At 61.7% G+C, this 18,668-nt stretch carries 19 protein-coding genes and 4 tRNA genes; all 23 read left to right on the top strand.

Annotated elements, in window-relative coordinates; translation table 11 throughout:
• The first annotated feature begins 37 nt into the window (after positions 1-37).
• The 23 genes from D1223_RS11580 (at position 38) to nuoI (ending at position 18,626) form a co-directional block, all read left to right on the top strand.
• Positions 38-1,267: an LL-diaminopimelate aminotransferase gene (locus D1223_RS11580; protein ID WP_119376589.1), complete on the top strand. Its 1,230-nt coding sequence runs from the start codon at positions 38-40 to the stop codon at positions 1,265-1,267.
• Positions 1,264-2,550, top strand: a complete 1,287-nt coding sequence (locus D1223_RS11585; protein WP_119376590.1) for a homoserine dehydrogenase — start codon at positions 1,264-1,266, stop codon at positions 2,548-2,550. Before D1223_RS11580 ends, D1223_RS11585 begins: the two co-directional genes overlap by 4 nt.
• Before the next feature lie 41 nt (positions 2,551-2,591).
• Positions 2,592-3,548 carry a class II fructose-bisphosphatase gene (gene glpX / locus D1223_RS11590; protein WP_119376591.1) on the top strand — a complete coding sequence of 319 codons (957 nt, stop codon included), beginning with the start codon at positions 2,592-2,594 and terminating at the stop codon, positions 3,546-3,548.
• A 3-nt stretch (positions 3,549-3,551) separates the two neighbouring features.
• On the top strand, positions 3,552-5,339 hold the full coding sequence (gene recJ, locus D1223_RS11595; protein WP_119376592.1) for a single-stranded-DNA-specific exonuclease RecJ: 1,788 nt from the start codon (positions 3,552-3,554) through the stop codon (positions 5,337-5,339).
• 77 nt (positions 5,340-5,416) lie between these two features.
• Positions 5,417-5,491 (top strand) — tRNA-Glu (locus D1223_RS11600).
• Positions 5,492-5,592: 101 nt separating this feature from the next.
• Entirely contained in the window at positions 5,593-6,126 is a 534-nt protein-coding gene (locus D1223_RS11605; RefSeq protein WP_119376593.1) for a cold-shock protein, read from the top strand.
• Positions 6,127-6,162: 36 nt separating this feature from the next.
• The gene (locus tag D1223_RS11610) at positions 6,163-6,630 is read left to right on the top strand and encodes a DUF192 domain-containing protein (RefSeq protein ID WP_119376594.1); all 468 of its coding nucleotides are present in this window, start codon (positions 6,163-6,165) and stop codon (positions 6,628-6,630) included.
• The gene (locus tag D1223_RS11615) at positions 6,602-7,054 is read left to right on the top strand and encodes a PaaI family thioesterase (protein ID WP_233353135.1); all 453 of its coding nucleotides are present in this window, start codon (positions 6,602-6,604) and stop codon (positions 7,052-7,054) included. The genes D1223_RS11610 and D1223_RS11615 overlap by 29 nt, the downstream gene beginning before the upstream one ends.
• Before the next feature lie 45 nt (positions 7,055-7,099).
• A tRNA-Pro gene (locus tag D1223_RS11620) sits at positions 7,100-7,176 on the top strand.
• Between the two features lie 29 nt (positions 7,177-7,205).
• A complete protein-coding gene (locus tag D1223_RS11625; protein ID WP_119376596.1) occupies positions 7,206-7,511 on the top strand; it encodes an ETC complex I subunit in 306 nt (101 codons plus the stop codon).
• A gap of 11 nt (positions 7,512-7,522) precedes the next feature.
• Positions 7,523-7,599, top strand: a tRNA-Arg gene (locus tag D1223_RS11630).
• A gap of 42 nt (positions 7,600-7,641) precedes the next feature.
• Positions 7,642-8,886, top strand: a complete 1,245-nt coding sequence (locus tag D1223_RS11635) for a pyridoxal phosphate-dependent decarboxylase family protein (protein ID WP_119376597.1) — start codon at positions 7,642-7,644, stop codon at positions 8,884-8,886.
• Positions 8,887-8,975: 89 nt separating this feature from the next.
• Positions 8,976-9,050: transfer RNA gene (locus D1223_RS11640), tRNA-Phe, on the top strand.
• 333 nt (positions 9,051-9,383) lie between these two features.
• Positions 9,384-9,749 carry an NADH-quinone oxidoreductase subunit A gene (locus D1223_RS11645; protein WP_407646984.1) on the top strand — a complete coding sequence of 122 codons (366 nt, stop codon included), beginning with the start codon at positions 9,384-9,386 and terminating at the stop codon, positions 9,747-9,749.
• 1 nt (position 9,750) lies between these two features.
• Entirely contained in the window at positions 9,751-10,320 is a 570-nt protein-coding gene (locus D1223_RS11650; RefSeq protein WP_119376599.1) for a NuoB/complex I 20 kDa subunit family protein, read from the top strand.
• Between the two features lie 17 nt (positions 10,321-10,337).
• Complete coding sequence (locus D1223_RS11655; protein ID WP_119377125.1) at positions 10,338-10,961, top strand: NADH-quinone oxidoreductase subunit C; 624 nt, start codon at positions 10,338-10,340, stop codon at positions 10,959-10,961.
• On the top strand, positions 10,954-12,153 hold the full coding sequence (locus D1223_RS11660) for an NADH-quinone oxidoreductase subunit D (protein ID WP_119376600.1): 1,200 nt from the start codon (positions 10,954-10,956) through the stop codon (positions 12,151-12,153). The genes D1223_RS11655 and D1223_RS11660 overlap by 8 nt, the downstream gene beginning before the upstream one ends.
• Before the next feature lie 40 nt (positions 12,154-12,193).
• The gene (gene nuoE, locus D1223_RS11665; RefSeq protein ID WP_119376601.1) at positions 12,194-13,255 is read left to right on the top strand and encodes an NADH-quinone oxidoreductase subunit NuoE; all 1,062 of its coding nucleotides are present in this window, start codon (positions 12,194-12,196) and stop codon (positions 13,253-13,255) included.
• Complete coding sequence (nuoF, locus tag D1223_RS11670) at positions 13,255-14,559, top strand: NADH-quinone oxidoreductase subunit NuoF (RefSeq protein WP_119376602.1); 1,305 nt, start codon at positions 13,255-13,257, stop codon at positions 14,557-14,559. Before nuoE ends, nuoF begins: the two co-directional genes overlap by 1 nt.
• Before the next feature lie 15 nt (positions 14,560-14,574).
• On the top strand, positions 14,575-14,955 hold the full coding sequence (locus D1223_RS11675) for a hypothetical protein (RefSeq protein ID WP_119376603.1): 381 nt from the start codon (positions 14,575-14,577) through the stop codon (positions 14,953-14,955).
• 3 nt (positions 14,956-14,958) lie between these two features.
• Positions 14,959-17,058: an NADH-quinone oxidoreductase subunit NuoG gene (gene nuoG / locus D1223_RS11680; RefSeq protein WP_119376604.1), complete on the top strand. Its 2,100-nt coding sequence runs from the start codon at positions 14,959-14,961 to the stop codon at positions 17,056-17,058.
• 9 nt (positions 17,059-17,067) lie between these two features.
• Positions 17,068-18,144 carry an NADH-quinone oxidoreductase subunit NuoH gene (gene nuoH, locus D1223_RS11685; protein ID WP_119376605.1) on the top strand — a complete coding sequence of 359 codons (1,077 nt, stop codon included), beginning with the start codon at positions 17,068-17,070 and terminating at the stop codon, positions 18,142-18,144.
• Entirely contained in the window at positions 18,141-18,626 is a 486-nt protein-coding gene (nuoI, locus tag D1223_RS11690) for an NADH-quinone oxidoreductase subunit NuoI (protein WP_119376606.1), read from the top strand. The genes nuoH and nuoI overlap by 4 nt, the downstream gene beginning before the upstream one ends.
• Positions 18,627-18,668 lie beyond the last annotated feature (42 nt).

Raw genomic sequence — 18,668 nt, forward strand, 5'->3', positions numbered from 1 at the left:
AATTACTGCCCCAAACCGACCACTCAGGAGACCGCCCATGCCGGGTGAATTTTACAAGATCAGGCGCCTGCCGCCTTACGTCTTCGAACAGGTGAACCGCCGCAAGGCGGCGCTGCGGGCAGAGGGCGCGGACATTATCGACCTCGGCATGGGCAATCCGGACCTGCCGACCCCCAAGCATATCGTGGACAAGCTTTGCGAGACGGCCCGCAAGCCGGACGTGAATGGCTATTCGGCCTCGCGCGGCATTGCCGGCCTGCGCCGCTCGCTCGTGAAATACTATGAGCGCCGGTTCGGCGTAACGCTGGACAAGGACCGCGAAGTGGTCGTGACGCTTGGCTCAAAGGAAGGGTTTGCCAACCTCGCCCAGGCGATTTCGGCCCCGGGGGACGTGATCCTTGCGCCGGACCCGTCCTACCCGCTGCACTCTTTCGGCTTCATCATTGCCGGCGCGTCGATCCGCGGCGTACCCGCGCAGACGCCTGAGCAGTATCTCGCCAATATCGAACATGCGATCCGCTACAGCGTGCCGCCGCCGACCGCGATGGTGCTATGCTATCCATCCAATCCGACCGCCGCTGTCGCAGACCTGGACTTCTACAAGGAAGCGGTCCGGATCGCGAAGAAGCACGACATCTGGATCCTGTCGGACCTGGCCTATAACGAGATTTATTTCGACGACCCGCCGCCTTCGATCCTGCAGGTCGACGGCGCCAGGGATATCGCCGTCGAGACCACGACCATGTCGAAGACCTATTCGATGGCCGGCTGGCGGATCGGGTTCGCCGCCGGAAACGAGCGGCTGATCGCCGCACTCGCCCGGGTCAAATCCTATCTCGACTATGGCGCCTACACGCCGATCCAGGTCGCCGCCTGCGCGGCCCTCGACGGTCCGCAGGACTGTGTCGAGGAGACCCGCCAGATTTACCGCGCACGGCGCGATACGCTGGTCGAGAGTTTCGGCCGGGCCGGCTGGGACGTTCCCGTGCCATCGGCGTCGATGTTCTGTTGGGCGCCGCTGCCTGAAGCATGCAAGCATATGAGCAGCGTCGACTTCGCACTCAAGCTGATCAATGAGGCGAGCGTCGCTGTCGCCCCCGGCGCCGGTTTTGGCGAACGTGGGGACGGCTATGTGCGGATCGCGCTTGTTGAGAATGAACAGCGCATCCGGCAGGCCGCGCGCAACATCAAGCGGTTCCTTCAGGCGCAGGAAACTGATAGCAGGGGCGCCGTTCATGAGTTGCGGGCCGGAGGGCAAGGAGTTTGAAGACACTGAAACTGGGGATCGCCGGACTTGGCCATGTCGGGTGCGGGCTGATCGATCTCGTCCAGAAACAGGAGACGCTGCGGCTGCCGGGCAAGGTTGAGATTGCTGGCGTCACGGCGCGCAATCGCAATCGCAACCGTCCGGTTTCGACCGATGGGTACGCCTGGTTCGACGATGCCTCGAAGCTCGCCGCCGATGACAGCATCAATGTCTTCGTCGAGCTGATCGGCGGATCGGATGGACCGGCCAAGGTGGCCGTCGAGACGGCGTTGAAATCCGGCAAGGCGGTGATCACGGCCAACAAGGCGCTGATTGCCATGCACGGCCAGGAGCTGGCCGAGCTTGCGCGCGAGAACGATGTCGATCTGCTGTTCGAAGCGGCTGTGGCGGGCGGTGTGCCGGTGGTGCGCGTCCTGCGCGACTCGCTGGCTGGCGTCGATGTAAAGCGCGTGACAGGCATCCTGAACGGAACCTGCAACTTCCTGCTCAGCGAAATGCTGACCACACGGCGTCCTTACGAGGTCGTGCTGGCCGAGGCGCAGCGGCTCGGCTTTGCAGAAGCCGATCCGACGCTGGACGTGTCGGGCATGGACGCTGCCCACAAGGCGGCGATCCTGGCGGCAATTGCCTTCTCCGCCGACCTCGATTTCTCAAAAGTGTCCGTGCGCGGCGTTGATGAGCTGGAGCTGCTCGACCTCGACCTTGCCGACCGGCTGGGCCTGCGCATCAAGCTGATCGCCGAAGGCAAGATTACAGATGCCGGCGTTGTCTGCCGGGTCGAACCGCTGGCCATGCCGACCGGTCATCCGCTGGCGCGGGTCAATGGCAGCCTGAACACGGTCCGCATCGAGGGTGAGCCGCTTGGCGCAGTGACGCTGACTGGTCCGGGTGCCGGGCCCGGGCCGACGGCGAGCGCGGTGATGGGCGATGTGGCAAAGCTGTTCAATCCGATTGCCCGTCCGGCCTTTGGCCGGGCCGAACATCACGACGTCAGGAAATTCGTCTTTGCCAAGCCTGATGAGAAATCGGCCTATTTCCTGCGCGTTCGTTTGGCAGACCGTGCAGGCGCCCTTGCCGAATTGACCGAAGCGCTTGCCGAGAGCGGCGTATCAGTCGACAAGCTGCTCCAGGATTCGGCCGACGAGAATGGCGCTGCGCCGATCGCGATCGTGACGCATGTCTGTTCGCGCGGTGAAATGGAGGATGCCAGAGAACGCGTTCGCGGGCTCGAATCGAATGTAGGGTCGCCGCAAGTCATGGCGATCGAAGCGTCAACGGATTAAGAAGGAGCCGGGTTCGAAAATCCGGCGGGTCAGGGAAAGAAATGACAGAAAGTGTTCTGGTGCCGCATCTCTCCGATGCGATGGTTCGGGTTACCGAAGTGGCTGCTATTGCGGCAGCCAAGCTGGCGGGCAAGGGCGATGAAAAGGCAGCTGACCAGGCTGCCGTCGATGCCATGCGGACCGCCTTCAATTCGGTCAACTTCCAGGGCCGTATCGTGATTGGTGAGGGCGAGCGCGACGAAGCCCCGATGCTGTATATCGGCGAGGAAGTCGGCACCGGTAACGGTCCGGCCATCGACATTGCGCTGGATCCGCTTGAAGGCACGACGCTGACTGCAAAAGCGATGGCAAATGCGCTGGCGGTGCTGGCGATCGCGCCACGTGGCGGCCTGCTGCATGCGCCCGATACCTATATGGACAAGATTGCGATTGGCCCCGGCTTTCCGGAGGGCATCGTCGATCTCGACGAGTCGCCGGCCGACAATATCAAGGCGCTGGCGAAATTCCTCGACCGTCCGGTCGAGGCGATGACCGCCTGTGTGCTCGACCGTCCGCGTCATGCCGAGATCATCGAAAGCCTGCGCAGCGTTGGAGCGCGCATCTGCCTGATCTCCGATGGCGACGTCGCTGGCGTGATCAACACAACCAATTCCGACACCGGGATCGACCTCTATGTCGGGCAGGGCGGTGCGCCTGAGGGCGTGCTGGCCGCAGCGGCGCTGAAATGTGTCGGCGGTCAGATGCAGGGCCGGCTGGTCTTCCGCAATGAGGACGAGAAGAACCGGGCACGCCGGGTCGGCGTCGAGGAATTCGACCGCAAATACGACCTCAACGAGCTTGCCAGCGGCGAAACGGTGTTCTGCGCCACGGGCGTCACCAAGGGCGGCCTGGTGGATGGCGTCGTCTCGCGCCCGGGTGTCACGATCACGGACACGCTCGTCATGAGCTCGGCCGACGGCATGGTCCGCAAGATTACCACGCGCCACCGCACAGCCTAGGCGATGCCGGACGTCGGTCGGCTTTTCGGAGTAGAGCGTTCGCTGACGGGACGTTTCTGGTCCCTGTCGGCAACCGATGAAGACGCGCTGCGGAAATTTGCCCTGCAGACCGGTCTGCCTGATCTTGTCTGCCGGCTGCTGATGTTGCGCGGCGTGACAGCAGACAGCGCTGCGTCCTATCTCGCGCCCCGTCTGAAGGACACGTTTCCCGACCCCTCGACCTTCCAGGACATGGAGAAGGCCGCAGGCCTTCTGCTGGACGCCATCGCTGAAAACCGGCGCGTTGTTGTCTTTGCTGACTATGACGTCGATGGTGGCACCTCCTCCGCCTTGCTGGCGCGCTATTTCCGGCACTGGGGGCGGGAGATGGGCCTCTACGTTCCCGACCGCCTCCTTGAAGGCTACGGCCCGTCGCCGGAAGCCTTCCGCCATCTGAAAGAGCAGGGCGCCGACCTCGTCGTCACTGTCGATTGCGGGGCGGCAGCGACGGCTGCGCTTGAAGAGGCCCGCCGTATCGCGCTCCCGGTGATTGTCGTCGACCACCACCTGATGGGCACGGCCCTGCCGGAGACGACTGCACTGGTCAATCCGAACCGGGCGGACGATACATCCGGATATGGGCATCTGGCCGCCGCGGGGGTCGTGTTTGTCTTACTGGCCGCCATGAACAAGGTGGCGCGCGAGCGGGGAATCGCGCCCGAAGGCGGGTTGCCCGACATTCTGCAATGGCTGGACCTCTGCGCGCTAGGCACGCTTTGCGACATGTCGCCCCTGCAGGATGCCAATCGGGCCTTTGTCCGCCAGGGCCTCAAGATCATGGCGCGCGGCCAGAATCCGGGCCTGCGGGCCCTTGCTGACATAGCAGGGATCGGGACGGTGGAAAGCGTCTACCATGCGACTTTCATGCTTGGGCCGCGGCTCAATGCCGGCGGGCGCGTCGGCGACCCGTGGCTCGCGGCGAAGCTCTTGGCCACGGACGACCGGGCCGAAGCGATTGCACTCGCCGAGCAGCTCGATGGCCTCAATCAGGAGCGAAAGGCCGTCGAGGCCATGATTCTCGAACAGGCGACGGCACAGGCCGAACGGCAGATCGAGCAGCAGCCCGGCCGCAATGTGATTGTCGCCTCGGGCGAAGGCTGGCATCCCGGCATCATCGGGATTGTTGCCGGACGCATTAAGGACCGCTTCCACTTGCCGACCATCGTGATCGGGCATGGTGAGGGGCTTGGCCCAGTCGCGAAAGGCTCGGCCCGTTCGGTGAAGGGCGTCAATATCGGCGACGCGATCAGCCAGGCGGCCCGGGAAGGCGTGATCCTGACTGGCGGTGGGCATGCCATGGCGGGCGGCCTGAGCGTAGAGCCTGAAAGAATCGAAGCCTTCAGCGACTGGATGGCCACCCACATGGGCGCATTCGCCGAGGCGCGGGCGGAAGCGCTTCGCCTAGAGGTCGATGGCGTGCTGGCTCCGGCTGCGGCCACGCTCGAGCTTTGTGAGCAGATCGATTCCCTCGGCCCCTTCGGTCAGGGCGCGCCGCAGCCTGTTTTCGCCATCAGGGATGTCCGCCCACTATCGCCGCGCATCGTGGGCCAGAACCATGTCCGGTTCATCGCCGATGACGGCTCGGCCCGCCTGGAATGCATTTACTGGCGCGCGGCCGATACTGAAGCCGGTCAGGCCATCAGTGCCGGGCGCAATGTGCACCTTGTCGGCCGTCTGAAGGAAAATGAGTGGAACGGGCGCAGACGCGTCCAGTTTGAAGTGGTTGATGCAGCCGACGCGGCATCGAACTGATAAAAACTGGAGCGGATGCTGAAACTCGACTTGAACCGCGGAAAAAGCCTCGCTATACGCACGCCTTCCAACCGAGCGCTCCCTTCGTCTATCGGTTAGGACGCCAGGTTTTCAACCTGGAAAGAGGGGTTCGATTCCCCTAGGGAGTGCCACTTTCATCACAGTTTTCGTGCAATTGGTGAATCTACGGTCATCCCAGGGATGACTTTCGCCATTTCCGTTCATATCATCGATCAATTGGGACTGATGGTAGATGACTGCATTGACTTCGAAAAGCGAACGGCCTGAACCTGAGCCCGTGGTACGGGTTATCGGGCATATCAAATGGTTTGACGTCGCCAAGGGTTATGGCTTCGTCATTCCTGACTCCACGGTCGATGACGAAGTCCGTTCGGACGTCATGCTGCACATCTCCTGTCTTCGGAAATTTGGCGAAGCCTATGCCGATGAGGGCGCTCGCATCGTCTGCGACGCTATTCGCAGCGGCAAGGGCTGGCAGGTCGATAACATCCTCGAGATGGACCGACCCAAGGCGGTCCTCGCCCGCGAAATGGGCGAGGTGGCTGAGCCTGAAACGGTCATTGTCAAATGGTTCAACACCACAAAGGGCTTCGGCTTCGTGAACCGGCCCAATAGCGATGTTGATATTTTCGTCCATATTTCCGTCCTGCGCCGGGGCGGGATCAGCGGCGTCGAATCAGGGACGCTGCTTGTGGCGACGATCGAGACAGGCCCGAAGGGCGAGCATGTCGCATCCGCAACGCTGAAAGAGGACGACAACGGATAGTTGCCGCCCCGATGCGATGGCGCTACACGAAGCTCCATGAAGCTGATCACATCTACGATGACCGCGCTGGTCCTTTTCGCACTGTCCTCTTTCGCTGCGGCGACGGCCCAGGGGCTGGAGACCGGTACGCTGACGATTGAAACCGAGGCAGGCGAGCAGGTCTTCAATATCGAGATCGCCGACGAGCCTGAGGAAATTTCCTACGGCCTCATGAACCGCGAGTCGCTTGCCAAGAATGCCGGCATGCTCTTCGACTTCGGCAATCCTCGCGAGCCGGCCATGTGGATGAAGAACACGCTGATCCCGCTCGACATGCTGTTCATCTCCTCCGATGGCACGATCCAGATGATTGCCCGCAATACGGTTCCCGGATCGCTGCGCACGATTTCGCCCGGAATGCCGGTGAAAGGTGTCCTCGAGATCAACGGTGGCCGCGCCGCTGCGCTCGGAATCGAGCCGGGCGACACAGTCAATCATGCGATCTTCGCCACCGATGTCGGATAAGGACGGCGAGGCCAAACCGCCGCCGCCCGGATTCGAGATCTCGAAATCTCGAGGGCCTTTCACAACGCGCAACGGCCCCGTTTACCGGGCGATCGAGACCGGCGACATCAGGAGCGGCCTCTGGGTGCTCGACCGGCACTGCAACAGCATGGGCTTCATGCATGGCGGCATGGTCAGCGCCTTTGCCGACGGCGCGCTTGCCTGGGCGGTCTGGCATGCGACGCATCGCATGTCGGTGACACTCAAGCTGACAACGAGCTATTACGATACGATTCGCCCCGGCGACTGGCTGGAGGCGCATCCGAGAGTGGTTTCGGTCGACGATGGTGTCGTTCATGTCGAGGCCGAGATGCTCGTCGGCGGCGAGAAACTGGCAGCGCGCGCGGACGCAACCTTTCGCGCACTGCGCAGGACCAGCAAATAGGACTTGCCCGCCCGACAGTGTCTTCATAGAAGGGGCGTCCGATGTCGGAGCGTGGCGCAGCCTGGTAGCGCACCTGATTTGGGATCAGGGGGTCGGAGGTTCGAATCCTCTCGCTCCGACCATCGATTGACGGCTCGTTCGGAGGTTCGGCATGGACGCACGTATCTACAAGCCCCGTAAGTCAGCCATGCAGTCAGGCCGCGGCAAGACGCATGAATGGGTTCTGGAGTTCCGTTCGGGGGCTGAACGCTCGGCCGATCCGGTCATGGGCTGGACGAGCATCAACGATACGACCGGCCAGGTCCGTCTTCACTTTGAAACGCGCGAGCAGGCAATCGACTATGCCAAGCGCGAGAAGCTGACCTTCACGGTCGACGAGCCGAGGGAGCCGAAACGGCTGGTGAAGTCCTATTCAGAGAACTTCTCTGCCTATCGCAAGCAACCCTGGACGCACTGAGCGCCCGATCCGGCCCCTTAGCTCAACTGGATAGAGCACCGGACTTCTAATCCGACGGTTGCAGGTTCAAGTCCTGCAGGGGTCGCCATTGCGCGCAACCCGGCTATGCTGTGGGCGGGAGGTGCAAGCCATGAAATTACCAGAAAAGGGCCAGGACTGGCCGGCGATCAAGGCGATGCTGGAATCGCGAGGCGCGGGCGATGCCAAATGGCGGGATGGCAAGACGGCTGTCTATGTCTTCAATGCCGGCGAGGATGTCGAGCGCGTCCAGAAGGAAGCTTATGCGGCCTTCATGTCGGAGAACGGTCTCGGGCCGCTGGCTTTCCCGTCGCTCGCGCAGATGGAGAAGGACGTGATCTCCATGGCGCTCGGCCTGCTCCACGGCCCCGAGGAGGCGACCGGGGCGATGACCTCCGGCGGGACCGATTCGATTACCATGGCGGTGAAGACAGCGCGCGACTATGCCCGCAGCCAGGGCAGGGCGAGAGAGCAAGCGAACATCATCCTCCCGCAATCGGCCCATCTGGCCTTCGACAAGGCTGCCCACCTCATGGACATCGAAGTTCGCCGCATCCCTCTGAAGACGGATGGCAGTTTCGAGGCAGACCCGGCCGCGATGGGTGAGGCCGTGGACAAGGATACGATCATGATGGTCGGCTCCGCGCCGAACTTTCCGCACGGGATCATCGATCCCATCGAGGCGCTGGGCCGCCTCGCGCAGGAGAAAGGCGTCTGGTTGCACGTCGATGCGTGCGTTGGCGGTTATTTCGCGCCATTCGCGCGGATGAATGGCGAGCCGGTTCCGCCGTTTGATTTCGAGGTGCCGGGCGTGATGTCGATGAGCGCCGACCTTCACAAGTACGGCTATGCCGCCAAGGGCGCCTCAACCGTGCTGTTCCGGTCGGAGGATCTTTACAGCTTCATGCCGTTTGACCTTGCCGGCTGGTCCGGTGCGCCGATGAAAACGCCGACACTGGCCGGCACACGTCCAGGCGGAGCGATTTCGGCGGCATGGGCGGTGATGAACTATCTGGGCGTCGAAGGTTATCGCCGTTTGCAGGGCAAGGTCTGTGAGACGCGCAAGCGCCTGGAGACCGGGCTGGACCGGCTCGGTTTCCAGGTCGTCGGCAAGCCCGTCCTTGGCCTGATCGCCTTTCATCATCCCGACCTGCATTCCTTCGCGCTCTATGGCGAGATTTACCGGCGCGGCTGGTTCACATCCGTGACGAAGCAGCCGCCCAGCCTGCATCTCATGCTGTCGCCCAAGCATGCCGATGTAGTGGACGCTTATCTGGCCGATCTCGAAGCCGCCTGCGAGGCTGTGCGGTCGGGCGAAGCGGGCAGCAAGCCGAAGGTCGAAGCCCGCTACAGCTGAGCCCTCTGCAGGGGTGCTGCAAAAACTTGATAAAGGGGATTGGACAAGGCGGGTCAGCAGAGCTATGACGCGCGTTCCCCAAGCGGCCAGCCCGGGTAGCTCAGGGGTAGAGCAGCGGATTGAAAATCCGCGTGTCGGTGGTTCAAATCCGCCCCCGGGCACCATTCATTCTTCATCTGCCGCGAAAAGAACTCGATCCAGTGAATTGATTTTCGTGTGAAAATGCGCCGGCAGGTGTCCAATGAAGAAACCTTGGGCTTTCGATGTACGCCACGCATGAGTCGCGCTCTTGGCTGCTATTTCGGGGCAGCGCGGCCTGTTTGCAGCGCGTGCCAGATGCCCGATCCAGCACCGTGTCACCAGGCCGCATGCCCAAGGGGCGGATTCTGCAGCTCAATGCCCTATGATTGATGAGGTGACGTGTTGCCAATCTGCCGAAAGCGTCCTAACCCGGCGCTTTCGACGGCAAGCGATCAGGAGTCGCCCTCATGACAGAGATCGAACAGTTTGCGCTCGACTATCTCCCGGTCATCCTTTTCCTCGGGTTGGGCGTCATCATTTCCCTGCTGTTCATTCTAGGATCGGCCATTCTCGCGCCGTCCGCACCCGACCCGGCCAAGAATTCGGCCTATGAATGCGGCTTCAATGCCTTTGACGACGCGCGGATGAAATTCGATGTCCGCTTCTATCTCGTCTCGATCCTGTTCATCATCTTTGACCTCGAAGTGGCCTTTCTGTTTCCCTGGGCTGTGAGCCTCGGAACGATCGGTGTCTTCGGGTTCTGGTCCATGGTCCTCTTCCTCACCGTGCTGACCGTGGGCTTTATCTACGAATGGCGCCGCGGAGCGCTGGAGTGGGAATAATATGGCCGACGATTTCAAACCATATGCACTCGGAGCCGGCCGCGCCGGTGTCGAAGGCGGACACGATGTCCGGGCCGACGACCCGTTCTTTGCTGGCCTGTCCGACCACCTTGCCGACAAGGGCTTCTTCACAGCCCGCGCCGACGATCTGATCGCCTGGGCCCGGACGGGCTCCCTGATGTGGATGACGTTCGGCCTGGCGTGCTGCGCAGTCGAAATGATGCAGGCCGGCAACCCCCGCTATGACCTTGAGCGGTTCGGCATGGCGCCGCGCGGTTCCCCACGCCAGTCGGACGTGATGATCGTCGCGGGCACGCTGACCAACAAGATGGCCCCGGCGCTGCGCCGCGTCTATGACCAGATGCCTGAGCCGCGTTATGTGGTCTCCATGGGCTCGTGCGCGAATGGCGGCGGCTATTACCACTATTCCTATTCCGTTGTACGCGGCTGCGACCGGATCGTGCCGGTCGACATCTACATTCCGGGCTGCCCGCCGACCGCGGAGGCGCTGGTTTACGGCATGCTGCAGCTGCAGAAGAAAATCCGCCGCGAAGGCTCGATCGAACGCTAATGGCCGGACCGACAGACATGACAGACGCTCTAAACGATCTTGGCGACCATATCCGTTCCAGTGAAGCCGTGGCGGATCTGGTCAAGCGCTATGAGGTCAAGCATGGCGAATTGACGGTCTATGCCGAACGCGACGGGATCGTGAAGCTCGCCAAGTTCCTCAAGGACGACAATCAGTGCGTCTTTGAAACGCTGATCGATATTTGCGGGGTCGACTGGCCGGAACGCAGTCAGCGCTTTGACGTGGTCTATCACTTCCTCTCCATGCGGCTGAACCAGCGCATTCGCATCAAGATCAAGACCGACGAAGCGACCCCGGTGCCGAGCCTTGTCGACCTGCACCCGAGTGCCAACTGGTTCGAGCGCGAAGCGTTCGACATGTACGGCATCCGCTTTGCCGGCCACCCGGACATGCGCCGCATTCTCACCGATTACGGTTTCGAGGGCTATCCGCTGCGCAAGGACTTCCCGCTCACCGGCTTTACCCAGGTGCGCTATGACGACCTTGAAAAGCGCGTGGTCAACGAGCCGGTTGAACTTGTCCAGGAATACCGGAATTTCGATTTCCTCTCGCCATGGGAAGGCATGACCAAGGAGCTGCCCGGCGACGAGAAAGCAGGGGAGGAGCCAAGCAATGGCTGATGACGCAACCCCGATCGACGAGCGTAAATTCACGCTGAACTTTGGTCCGCAGCACCCGGCCGCGCACGGCGTGCTTCGCATGATCATGGATCTCGATGGCGAGGTGATTGAAAGGATCGACAGCCATGTCGGCCTGTTGCACCGCGGCACCGAAAAACTTCTCGAATACAAGACCTATCTCCAGGGCCTGCCTTATTTCGACCGGCTCGACTATGTCGCGCCGATGAACCAGGAGCATGCCTGGTGCCTCGCAATCGAGCGCCTGCTCGGCATTGAGGTGCCGCGCCGCGCGAAGTTCATCCGGGTACTTTACTCGGAGATGGGCCGCATCCTGTCGCATATGCTCAATATCACGACGCAGGCGATGGATGTCGGAGCGCTTGCGCCGATTACCTGGGGCTTTGAAGAGCGCGAGAAGCTGATGGGCTTTTATGAGCGGGCCTCCGGCTCGCGCATGCACTCGGCCTATTTCCGCCCGGGCGGTGTCCACCAGGACCTGCCGCAGGCGCTGATCGATGACATCATGGTCTTCTGCGAGGAATTCCCCGAGAAGCTCGCTCATATCGAAGGGCTGATCTCGGAAAACCGTATCTTCAAGCAGCGCAATGTCGATATCGGCGTCGTGGACGAGAAGACCATCATGGAATGGGGCTTTTCTGGCGTCATGGTCCGCGGCTCCGGCCTGCCATGGGACCTTCGCCGTTCGCAGCCCTATGAAATCTATGACGAAATTCCGGGCGAGGTCTTCGAAGTGGTCGTCGGCAACAATGGCGACAATTACGATCGCTACGTGGTCCGCATGGAAGAGATGCTGATCGCCAACGACATCATGAAGTGGTGCATCGAGAACATGCCGGCGGGTGAAGTTCTGCTGGCTGGAACCAAAGTCTCGCCGCCGCGCCGGGGAGACATGAAGCGGTCGATGGAAGCGCTGATCCACCACTTCAAGCTCTATACCGAAGGCTTCCACGTGCCTGAGGGCGAAGTCTACGCCGCCGTCGAGGCGCCAAAGGGCGAGTTTGGTGTCTATCTGGTGTCAGATGGCTCGAACCGTCCCTATCGCGCGAAAATCCGCGCGCCGGGTTATCCGCACCTCGCGGCGATGGATCATCTCTGCAAGGGACACATGCTGGCAGACGTATCGGCCATTCTCGGCTCGCTCGATATCGTGTTCGGGGAGATCGACCGGTGAGCGTTCTGATTGTTGCTAATTTTTCCGGAGGAGCCGCGTAATGGCACTTCGTCGTTTCGACATGGAAGCTGGCGGTGACAGCTTCGCCTTCAAGCCGGAGACCGAGCCGACCATCGCGTTCTGGCTCGGCAAGTATCCGGAAGGCAAGCAGCGTTCGGCTGTGATCCCGCTGCTCTGGCTTGCCCAGAAAGACAATAATGGATGGCTGTCCGAGCCGGCCATGCGTGCCGTCGCGGACAGGCTGGAGATGCCGTATATCCGCGTCTATGAAGTCGCGACCTTCTATACGATGTTCCGCCTTCAGCCGGTCGGCAAGCATCACGTCCAGCTTTGTGGCACGACGCCGTGCATGCTGCGCGGTGCCAATGATCTCAAAAAGGTCTGCGAGAAGAAGATCGGCAAGAAAATGGCCGTCACCGACGACCAGCGCCTCTCCTGGGAAGAAGTCGAGTGCCTCGGCGCGTGCGTGAATGCGCCAATGGTCCAGATCAATGACTACTATTACGAGGACCTCACGCCGGAATCGCTCGGCGAGATCCTGGACAAGCTCAAGAATGGCGTGGATGTGGCGCCAGGTACCTTCGTGGACCGTCAGAAAAGCGCGCCGGAAGGTGGGGCCACCACGCTGAAGGACGCCGGGCTCTATGACGGCAGCCGCAACGGTGTCAGCACGCTGCCAAACCTGCCGGAAGCGGCCCCTGCCAGCGACCCGAAGCCGGAGGCCAAGGCTGAGCCCGACAAGGCACCGCCAACGAACACTGATCGCGAAGAGCCGAAAGTCGATGAGGCCGAGATTGAGGGCGACAAGCCCGAAGCGCTGCAGGGTGACAAGCCGGCAGACGATCTCAAGCGGATCAGCGGAATCGGTCCCAAGAATGAGGACCAGCTGAACGCGCTCGGCATCTATACGTTCGAGCAGATCGCAGCTTGGACGCCGGACAATGTGAAATGGGTCGAGGGCTATCTGTCCTTCCGCGGCCGGATTGGCCGTGAGGACTGGGTCGGACAAGCCAAAAAGCTGGCCAGCGGCGCCGAGACGGAATTCTCCAAACGGGTCGATGCCGGCGAAGTCGAATCGAGCCGGGAAGAAGGTGACGAGTAATGCTGCAGGATAAGGACCGCATCTTTACCAATCTCTATGGTACGCATTCGCCCGATCTCGAAGAGGCGAAGAAGCGCGGCGCGTGGCACCTGGTTCCGGAAATGCTGAAGCAGACCCCGGAATGGATCTGCGACCAGATCAAGGCGTCAGGCCTGCGCGGGCGCGGCGGGGCGGGTTTCCCGACCGGCCTGAAATGGACCTTCATGCCGAAGGAAGTCCGGGACCGCCCGCACTATCTCGTCGTGAACGCTGACGAATCCGAGCCTGGCACCTGCAAGGATCGGGAAATCATGCGTCATGATCCGCATCTGCTGATCGAAGGCTGCATGGTCGCTTCCTACGCCATGCGCGCGCATGCCTGTTACGTCTATCTGCGCGGCGAGTACATTGCCGAACGCGAGGCGCTCGAGAAGGCGGTCAAGGAAGCCTATGAGGCCAAGCTGATTGGCAAGGATAATGTCAATGGCTGGGATTTCGATCTCTACGTCCACCACGGTGCCGGCGCCTATATCTGCGGCGAGGAAACCGCGCTGCTGGAAAGCCTCGAGGGCAAGAAGGGCCAGCCGCGCCTGAAGCCGCCATTCCCGGCGAATGCGGGCCTCTATGGCTGCCCGACAACCGTCAACAACGTTGAATCCATTGCCGTTGCGCCGACCATCCTGCGCCGCGGCGCAGACTGGTTCGCTGGCTTTGGCCGCCCGAACAATACCGGCACCAAACTCTTCTGCATTTCCGGCCATGTGAACAAGCCGTGCAATGTCGAGGAAGAGATGTCGATCCGGTTCAAGGACCTGATCGAGACCCATTGCGGCGGCATCAAGGGCGGCTGGGACAACCTCAAGGCCGTCATTCCGGGTGGCTCGTCGGTGCCGATGGTGCCGGCCGAGCAGATCATGGACGCCCACATGGATTTCGACACGCTGCGTGACCTTCGCTCAGGCCTCGGTACGGCGGCGGTCATCGTGATGGACAAGTCGACCGACCTGATCAAGGCGATCGCGCGCATCTCCTATTTCTACAAGCATGAAAGCTGTGGCCAGTGTACGCCATGCCGCGAAGGCACCGGCTGGATGTGGCGCGTGCTTGAGCGGATGGCGAAGGGCGAAGCCGATCACAAGGAAATCGACATGCTGCTGGACGTCTCGCAGCAGATCGAGGGCCACACGATCTGTGCGCTTGGCGACGCGGCGGCCTGGCCGGTCCAGGGGCTGATCCGTCATTTCCGGCACGAGATCGAAGACCGCATCACCCAGTACCGGGCGCCGCGCGCGCTCGTGCAGGGCAGCACCGTCGCTGCGGAATAGGGGAAGACGAGGGGCATGGACCTGCTGCGCAACATCATCACCGCCACCTGGTGCGCTATTGTCATCGGGACGAACGTATTCGGCCTGATGCTGCTCGCGCGCCTGCTGGGGCCGGATATGTTGCAGGCACCAGGCGTGTTCCTTCCCGTCATCAAGATGGGGCTGCTGGCCGGCCTCGGCCTGCTGGCGCTTGTCTCCACCAAATTCCTCTGGGCGATCGTTGCTGTGGCGACGCTGGCGCTGCTTCTGGGCGTCACCTACGACCTGTTCGTGCAGCGGATCTGGCGGCCATCCAGCATGATGAGCGGCCTGTTCGTGATCATCCCGACCTATCTTCTTGCGCGCTGGAATACGGCGGCGCGGAAATCCGACTTCAATCCCGTGAAAGAGTTCTGATTCATGGCTGACGATCTTTTCAAGCTGAATATTGACGGCAAGGACATCGAAGTGCCGAAGTCCTACACGCTGATGCAGGCGTGTGAGGAAGCGGGCGCCGAGATTCCGCGCTTCTGCTATCATGAGCGCCTGTCGGTGGCCGGCAATTGCCGCATGTGCCTGGTTCAGTGGAAAGGCGCACCGAAGCCGATCGCCAGCTGCGCGCAGACCGTTGGTGAAATGCGGATGAATCCGGACGGCACGCCGCCGAACATTCTCACCAAGGGTGATTATGTCGAGAAGGCGCGCAATGGCGTCATGGAATTCCTGCTGATCAACCACCCGCTCGACTGTCCGATCTGCGACCAGGGCGGTGAGTGCGACCTGCAGGACCAGGCGATGGCATATGGTCGGGCCGGCTCGCGCTATGCGCTGAACAAGCGCGCGGTTGAGAACAAGAATATGGGCCCGCTGGTCAAAACGATCATGACCCGCTGTATCCAGTGCACGCGCTGTGTCCGCTTTGCCGCTGAAGTGGCTGGCGTCGAGGAGATCGGCATGATCTCGCGCGGCGAGGATGCGGAGATCACGACCTATCTCGAAAAATCGCTGACCTCTGAGCTATCCGGTAATGTCATCGATCTTTGCCCGGTGGGCGCGCTGACCTCCAAGCCATATGCTTACAATGCGCGGCCCTGGGAGCTGCGCAAGACCGAGTCGATCGACGTCATGGATGCCATGGGATCCGCCATCCGTGTCGATGCCAAGGGCTCGGCGGTGATGCGGATCATGCCGGTTCTCAATGAAGAGGTGAATGAGGAGTGGCTGTCGGACAAGTCGCGCTTCATCTGGGACGGGCTTGCCCGCCAGCGCCTCGACAAGCCGTATGTGCGTGAGAATGGTAAGCTGCGTCCGGCCAGCTGGAAGGAAGCGCTGGCGCGTACGGCAGAGCTCCTGGGCGGACCGGCGGACAAGATCGGCTTCCTCGCGGGCGACCTGACAGAGGTCGAACAGCTGAAGGCGGCGAAGGACCTGGCTGAAAAGATCGGGACCAAGTCGCTAGACTGCCGGCCCGCCGGCGCGGGCTACGGCGCGGACGGAGTTCGCGAGAAATACGTTCTGAATCCGACCCTTATGGGAATCGAAGACGCCGATGCGCTGCTGCTGATCGGCACCAATCCACGCGTCGAGGCGGCTGTCTGGAATGCCCGGATCCGCAAGGCCTGGTTGTGGAACGATCTCAAGGTGGGCGTCGTCGGTGAGCCGGTCGACCTGACCTATGATTATGAGCACCTCGGAACGGGGCCGGGCGATCTTCCGGGCCTTCTGTCGGGTAGCAGCGAATTCGTGAAAACGTTCAAGGATGCCAAGCGGCCGATGGTCGTCATCGGCGAGCATGCGCTGGTTGGCGAGAACGGCATCGACGTTCTGAACGCAGCGCACAAGATCGCGTTGGATGCAGGCGCTATCAGCGAAGACTGGGCCGGGTTCGGCGTGCTGCACAATGCCGCCGGCCGCGTCGGTGCACTTGATGTCGGTTTCGTGCCGGGTGAGGGCGGCAGCGACACGTCGGCGATGCTGTCGGGTGGTCTCGATACGCTCGTACTGCTTGGCGGTGACGAGCATGACCTCAGCAATCTCGGCGACACGAAGGTCGTCTATGTCGGCCACCATGGTGAGGCCGGTGCGTCGAAGGCGGATGTCATCCTGCCGTGCGCAGCCTATACCGAGATGGACGCGACCTATGTGAATACCGAGGGCCGGGTCCAGATGACCTCAAAGGCTGTCCAGCCAAAGGGCGAGGCGCGCGAGGGCTGGGCGATTTTCCGGGCGCTGTCCGATGTCGTGGGCAAGACACTGCCTTATGATTCGGCGGACGAATTGCGGGAAGTGCTGCGTGAAGAAAACAAGGTCTTCGCGGGGCTCGGTTTCGCACCGGGGACGGCCGGGTACGAAGCCTTGCGGGAGGCGCCAGCCGCCGCCCAAGGGCTTGAAAAGGCGCGTCCTTTTGGCGCGGCGTTCGAGGATTTCTATCTCACCAACCCGATTGCCCGGGCTTCTAAGACGATGGCGGAGTGCTCGCTCATGAAGCGCGGCCTTGAAACGCCTGTAGCAGCGGAGTAGGCGAGCGCCATGAGTGCATTCATCCAGGAACATGGACTGCTGTTCGGCTGGCTGACCGTGATTGGTCAGATCCTGCTGTTCACCATTGTCCTGCTGCTGTCGCTGGCCTTCCTCCTGCTGATGGACCGGAAGGTCTGGGCAGCGGTCATGATGCGCAAGGGCCCGAACGTAGTCGGCCCGTTCGGGCTGCTGCAGAGCTTTGCCGATTTCGGGAAATTCCTGCTCAAGGAAATCATCATCCCGGCGGGCGCCAACAAGACGGTGTTCCTGCTGGCGCCGATCCTTTCGCTGACGCTCGCCTTCGCGGCCTGGGCCGTGATCCCGGTCGCGCCGGGCTGGGTCGTTTCTGATCTCAATGTCGGCATACTCTACCTGTTTGCGGTGTCCTCGCTCGGTGTCTACGGCATCATCATGGGCGGCTGGGCATCAAACTCGAAATACCCATTCCTCGGCTCGCTGCGGTCGGCGGCGCAGATGGTGTCCTACGAAGTCTCGATTGGCTTCATCATCATCACGGTGATCCTGCTCGTCGGATCGATGAACCTGTCGGACATCGTTTCGAACCAGTCGAGCGGGTTCTGGTCCTGGCATGTGTTCAGCTTCAACCACGTCTTGCTGTTCCCGGTCATGCTGGTCATGTTCGTCATGTTCTTTGTGTCCGCGCTGGCCGAAACGAACCGCCCGCCTTTCGACCTTCCTGAAGCCGAATCCGAGCTCGTTGCCGGTTACCAGGTCGAGTATTCCTCGACACCGTACCTGCTCTTCATGATCGGGGAGTATCTCAACATCGTGCTGATGTGCGCGATGATGACGATCCTTTTCCTCGGCGGCTGGCACGGTCCGGTCCCGCTGGGCGAGGATTTCGTGGCGAACTTCCCGCTATGGGTGGTCAACCTCGGCCATCTTGCCTGGTTCATGGCGAAGGTCGTGTTCTTCTTCTTCCTCTTCGCCCTGGTGAAGGCTGTTGTGCCCCGTTATCGCTATGACCAGCTGATGCGGCTCGGCTGGAAGATATTTCTGCCGACATCTCTGGCCGCCGTCCTCATCGTTTCCGGTTACGTCGTTTATATGGGAGTTCAGGCATGAGCCTCGTCCAGACCATTCGCGGTGCGCTGCTGACCGACTTCCTGAGTGCCTTCGGCCTCGGGCTTCGGGAAATGTTCACGCGCAAGGCGACCAACAACTATCCCTTCGAAAAGAACCCGCTCAGTCCGCGCTTTCGCGGTGAGCACGCGCTGCGCCGTTACCCGAACGGCGAAGAGCGCTGTATTGCCTGCAAACTCTGCGAGGCGATCTGCCCGGCGCAGGCCATCACGATCGAGGCTGAGCCTCGCGAGGACGGCTCTCGCCGCACGACACGCTACGACATCGACATGGTGAAGTGCATCTATTGCGGCTTTTGCCAGGAGGCCTGCCCGGTCGATGCGATTGTCGAGGGGCCGAACTTCGAATTCGCGACGGAAACGCGCGAGGAACTGTACTACGACAAGGAACGACTGCTTGCGAATGGCGACCGCTGGGAACGGCTGATCGCCCGCAACCTTGAACTCGACGCGCCTTACCGCTAGGCGGCGCACTTTACTTTTCACGGGGCGGGCGACCGCCTCTCA

Source organism: Henriciella mobilis (assembly GCF_003576285.1).
GTDB lineage: Bacteria > Pseudomonadota > Alphaproteobacteria > Caulobacterales > Hyphomonadaceae > Henriciella > Henriciella mobilis.

Coding starts and splice junctions, on each gene's coding strand:
- D1223_RS11635 (WP_119376597.1), top strand. CDS start 7,642: ATGAAATTACCAGAAAAGGGCCAGGACTGGCCGGCGATCAAGGCGATG.
- D1223_RS11605 (WP_119376593.1), top strand. CDS start 5,593: ATGACTGCATTGACTTCGAAAAGCGAACGGCCTGAACCTGAGCCCGTG.
- D1223_RS11660 (WP_119376600.1), top strand. CDS start 10,954: ATGGCTGATGACGCAACCCCGATCGACGAGCGTAAATTCACGCTGAAC.
- D1223_RS11650 (WP_119376599.1), top strand. CDS start 9,751: ATGGCCGACGATTTCAAACCATATGCACTCGGAGCCGGCCGCGCCGGT.
- D1223_RS11610 (WP_119376594.1), top strand. CDS start 6,163: ATGAAGCTGATCACATCTACGATGACCGCGCTGGTCCTTTTCGCACTG.
- nuoF (WP_119376602.1), top strand. CDS start 13,255: ATGCTGCAGGATAAGGACCGCATCTTTACCAATCTCTATGGTACGCAT.
- nuoE (WP_119376601.1), top strand. CDS start 12,194: ATGGCACTTCGTCGTTTCGACATGGAAGCTGGCGGTGACAGCTTCGCC.
- D1223_RS11625 (WP_119376596.1), top strand. CDS start 7,206: ATGGACGCACGTATCTACAAGCCCCGTAAGTCAGCCATGCAGTCAGGC.
- glpX (WP_119376591.1), top strand. CDS start 2,592: ATGACAGAAAGTGTTCTGGTGCCGCATCTCTCCGATGCGATGGTTCGG.
- D1223_RS11580 (WP_119376589.1), top strand. CDS start 38: ATGCCGGGTGAATTTTACAAGATCAGGCGCCTGCCGCCTTACGTCTTC.
- recJ (WP_119376592.1), top strand. CDS start 3,552: ATGCCGGACGTCGGTCGGCTTTTCGGAGTAGAGCGTTCGCTGACGGGA.
- D1223_RS11615 (WP_233353135.1), top strand. CDS start 6,602: ATGCGATCTTCGCCACCGATGTCGGATAAGGACGGCGAGGCCAAACCG.
- nuoH (WP_119376605.1), top strand. CDS start 17,068: ATGAGTGCATTCATCCAGGAACATGGACTGCTGTTCGGCTGGCTGACC.
- nuoG (WP_119376604.1), top strand. CDS start 14,959: ATGGCTGACGATCTTTTCAAGCTGAATATTGACGGCAAGGACATCGAA.
- nuoI (WP_119376606.1), top strand. CDS start 18,141: ATGAGCCTCGTCCAGACCATTCGCGGTGCGCTGCTGACCGACTTCCTG.
- D1223_RS11655 (WP_119377125.1), top strand. CDS start 10,338: ATGACAGACGCTCTAAACGATCTTGGCGACCATATCCGTTCCAGTGAA.
- D1223_RS11675 (WP_119376603.1), top strand. CDS start 14,575: ATGGACCTGCTGCGCAACATCATCACCGCCACCTGGTGCGCTATTGTC.